Source organism: Psychrobacter cibarius, from assembly GCF_016107535.1.
Classification (GTDB): domain Bacteria; phylum Pseudomonadota; class Gammaproteobacteria; order Pseudomonadales; family Moraxellaceae; genus Psychrobacter; species Psychrobacter cibarius.
The window spans coordinates 1-1,721 of sequence record NZ_JABASQ010000055.1 but is presented as its reverse complement, the minus strand read 5'-3'; the positions used below and the strand labels follow the sequence as shown (position 1 = coordinate 1,721).

1 protein-coding gene is annotated in these 1,721 nt (G+C 38.8%); it reads left to right on the top strand.

The window, feature by feature from the left end; all coding sequences use genetic code 11:
• Nucleotides 1-679: 679 nt before the first annotated feature.
• On the top strand, nt 680-1,606 hold the full coding sequence (repM, locus tag JFC08_RS13555; RefSeq protein WP_198331102.1) for a replication initiation protein RepM: 927 nt from the start codon (nt 680-682) through the stop codon (nt 1,604-1,606).
• Nucleotides 1,607-1,721 lie beyond the last annotated feature (115 nt).

Genomic DNA, 1,721 nt, shown 5'->3' with positions numbered 1-1,721 from the left:
ATACCCTAGCGGAACCACCTTAAAAGCCCCAAAAACCTATTAACAGACTACTTAAAACAGACTGTCATTATGGAACCATCTATAACAGACTCTTGAATTATAGGACTGGTTGCTGTGCTTTTTTCCTATCATTAGCCTATAGCTAAACCAATAACCAATGATATGAGCTGAAATAGCACTTATTTGCTGTCTGATTAGCTCACATTTCAATTCTAAGGGTGAAGACCTAGTAAGTTAGCTACTGAGCAATCAAAGACGCTTACAGGGAAAATATGAGCAATTACTAATCATTTGATTATTGCCTGAGCTTGGTGATAATTTCACCAATAACCAATAATTCAAATCTGAGTCAATCTATCCAGTCACGGATTAATCAATTCTTGATGATGTTCTGAGCCTGATTTAGTCATCAATTCAAAATAAAGCTATTAACAATCAAAAAAAATTCTTATGCTTTTAAGTAATTAGCTTTTAAAAGAGCTTTTAGAGTCCCTGACAGCCCTTGATAGTAAAGGCGTTTAGCGTTCATACCCTTACGTTTATCGCACCATACCCTTACGTTTATCGCACCAATTTAAGCCAATACCCTTACGTTTATCGCACCTATACTTACGTCAGTAAACAAAGTAAGTTAATTGTGCTATCATCATTAAAATCATTTCGATAATAAGCCGTCATTATGTCTGAGTTAGTCGTTAAAGATACCGCATTAATCAATGCAAGTTATACGCTCGATTTAGCAGAACAGCGACTAATCCTATTGGCAATTATTGAGGCTCGCAATTCAGGTCAAGGCATCACGCATGACAGTCTGCTAAAAATCCATGCAAGTAGTTACGCAAAGCAGTTCGGGGTAAATGATAAAACAGCGTACACGGTCGTCAAAGATGCCAGTAAAGGACTGTTTGACCGATATGTCACCTACCACGACAAAAACCCAAAGAACGGCAAAGACAGGTCGTTTCATTGTCGCTGGGTAGATAAGATAGGCGTTGAGCCTGATAGCGGTATCGTTTATATGCGCTTTACGTCTGATGTTGTTCCCTTGATAACACGGCTTGAAAGTCACTTCACAAGTTATGAAATCGAGAAAGTAGCGAACCTGAGCAGTAGCTATGCTATTCGACTATATGAGCTTTGCGTGGCATGGCGTGAACAAGGATTTACACAGCGATATAAGATTGATGACCTACGCCAAAAGTTAGGCGTTGAGCCCGAAAATTATAAAGAAATGTATAACTTCAAGATAAGAGTTATTGACCTTGCTATCAAACAGATTAATGAGCATACGGATATTACGGTCAATTACGAGCAGCACAAAACAGGTCGCTCTATTACCGCCATGTCCTTCAAATTCAAACAAAAGAAAGTGCCTGAGCAGATAGCCAAAGACGATGCGTTCATCAAGATGACAGATAGCCAAGTAAAAACATTCAGCGCCAAGCTTGCTGCCTTACCTGAACTTGGTAGTAATGCGCCTATTGGTAAAAGCACTGCTGAGTTTGCCGCTATTATTGCTAGTGATCTAGTAGATAAAAATAAGCAAATGCGTTATATGCCTTATCTTGCAAAGTTAGGTTATCAACCTAAAAAGCATAAGGTATAGTACCATTTTAAATTTCGCATATTTTTGCTTTTTAACACTACGTCTTTTCGTAGTGTTGGGGGTGTGGGGGTTTACCCCTGCCGATGTTTTGACTTCATAAATGTATTGCCGTAGG